Source organism: Armatimonadota bacterium, from assembly GCA_037138755.1.
Taxonomy (GTDB): domain Bacteria; phylum Armatimonadota; class Fimbriimonadia; order Fimbriimonadales; family Fimbriimonadaceae; genus Fimbriimonas.
The window spans coordinates 1-1,421 of the sequence record JBAXHT010000019.1 but is presented as its reverse complement, the minus strand read 5'-3'; the positions used below and the strand labels follow the sequence as shown (position 1 = coordinate 1,421).

2 protein-coding genes are annotated in these 1,421 nt (G+C 51.4%); both read right to left on the bottom strand.

The annotated features are described in order from the left end of the window. Positions 1-78 precede the first annotated feature (78 nt). Complete coding sequence (locus WCK51_16045) at positions 79-996, bottom strand: IS3 family transposase (GenBank protein MEI7578401.1); 918 nt, start codon at positions 994-996, stop codon at positions 79-81. A 47-nt stretch (positions 997-1,043) separates the two neighbouring features. Next, on the bottom strand, positions 1,044-1,382 hold the full coding sequence (locus WCK51_16040; GenBank protein ID MEI7578400.1) for a transposase: 339 nt from the start codon (positions 1,380-1,382) through the stop codon (positions 1,044-1,046). Between the last annotated feature and the right edge of the window lie 39 nt (positions 1,383-1,421).

Below are 1,421 nucleotides of genomic sequence, written 5' to 3'. Positions count from 1 at the left end.
CTTCACGACGCTCAGGTTGCACCTCTGCAGAGCCTTATCCTTCGTGAAGATACCTTTGTTGTAATCGCTTCGAAGCCGCTAGGCAACTTGTTTCGTTGCAGCTCGTTTCTCTTGACGCAACTTGCGAGCTGCTTCCAGCTTTCTGTCGCGTTCTTTTCCGATCACCTCGCTGAGCCCTGCGAGGCAGTCGGCCGGGGTAATGTATCCAATCGCGCTGTGCAATCGGACGGTGTTGTAGTAGCTCACGTACTTTGCAATACGCTTCTCGGCTTCCTCCTTTGTCGCAGGCGAACCGGGACGGATGCACTCGCTTTTAAGTGATCCGTGCCAGCGTTCCAACTTGCCGTTGCTCTGCGGGTAGTAGGGGCTAGTTCGAACATGTGTAAGACCATACTCGCGAACGAATGACTTGAAGTCATTGGCGATGAACTGAGGGCCATTGTCGCTGATGATTCGAGGCTTGACTCCAGGGTGCTTTTCAATCCCTTTGGCTATGACCAGTTCGATATCCAGTTCCTTCATGGTTTCACGTAACTCCCAATGCACGATGTATCGACTGAATCCATCGAGCACCGATATCAGGAAGTAAAACGTCCCGCCGGTGTTGATGTAGCTGATATCAGTATGCCATTCCTGGTGGATTTTCGTTGGTTGAATGAAGCCTGTGCCTTTCTTGCTGGGGGGCACGACTCTACGGTCCAAACGCCCTGCATTCTTGAGAACTCGATACGTGGAGCTTGGGCTGACGGCGACGATGTCGTCGTCAAGCATCATGAATGTCAATCGTCGGTAGCCTTCGAGTGGGTGTTTGTCGTGGAAGTCAAGAATCGCTTGCTTCTCCCATTCTTCGAGCCACCAGTCCCGTGGTATTTTGCCGTTATGGCCGTTGATCTTTCCGTAGCGTTTGAGCCATGTGTGGTACTTGCTCGTGGAGAGTTTCGCCCACTTGAGCAAGTCTTTGCAGGGCAGTTCGGAACGCTTAGACCAATACTTCATGTAGTCGACAATCTTGTCTCGGACATCGTGGGGGACCCAAACGCCTTCTAGAGGTCCCCATTGGCTTTTTTTGCCTTGACGTTCTCCTCCATGAGTTCTGCGATCACCTCATTCTTGTGAATCAACTTCTCTTCGAGCTTCCTAATCCGTTGGTCTTTGAGTTCGTTGATCTTGGCTTCGGCCCGCTGGGAAACCTTTTCGGACCTGGCCGATTTCTCGAAAGCCCGCTCGACTTGCTCAAGCGCCAAGGCAACCCATTGATGGATCTGTGTCGGTTGAATCGATAGTTCCTCAGCGATTGAGGAGATCGGTTCTTTGTCTTTCAGGTGCCGTCGAACGATGGCGGCTTTTTGCTCAGCAGTGAATTTTCTACGTGTTTTGGTCATCGGAATCCTCCAGGAAACAGGTTATGTTAGCCTAATCAG

What these genes read in the sequence shown, in the direction of transcription:
- WCK51_16045 (MEI7578401.1), bottom strand. Translation starts at nt 996, where the DNA reads ATGAAGTATTGGTCTAAGCGTTCCGAACTGCCCTGCAAAGACTTGCTC.
- WCK51_16040 (MEI7578400.1), bottom strand. Translation starts at nt 1,382, where the DNA reads ATGACCAAAACACGTAGAAAATTCACTGCTGAGCAAAAAGCCGCCATC.